Source organism: Olleya sp. Ti.3.14, assembly GCF_038154885.1.
GTDB lineage: Bacteria > Bacteroidota > Bacteroidia > Flavobacteriales > Flavobacteriaceae > Olleya.
The window spans coordinates 1-285 of the sequence record NZ_JBAKAO010000085.1 but is presented as its reverse complement, the minus strand read 5'-3'; the positions used below and the strand labels follow the sequence as shown (position 1 = coordinate 285).

General features: G+C 40.0%; 1 protein-coding gene. It reads right to left on the bottom strand.

Translation table 11 applies throughout. The annotated features are described in order from the left end of the window. Nucleotides 1–285, bottom strand: a 285-nt coding sequence (locus V6251_RS15390; RefSeq protein ID WP_341589026.1) for a hypothetical protein, incomplete at both ends; no start/stop codon positions are given.

Below are 285 nucleotides of genomic sequence, written 5' to 3'. Positions count from 1 at the left end.
GCTACTGCTGTGGTAGGAACCACAGATTGCGCAGCAGTAGCTACAGGTGAAGTACAGGTTAAAGCCGGAACAATAGTTACTGTTATATTTGACCAATCTCCAGCCGAACCTGAATAAGTTTGATCTAAAACAATATCAAAAGTTCCATCCGCATCTGGATCGTAATCTGTAGTAAAGCTTCCATCAAATGTAATTGTTGTTGCAGCACCACTATTTGCACTACCAGTAGATGGTAAATTAAAGTTTACAGTTCCAGCTGCTGTTGTTAAATCCAAATCACACTCA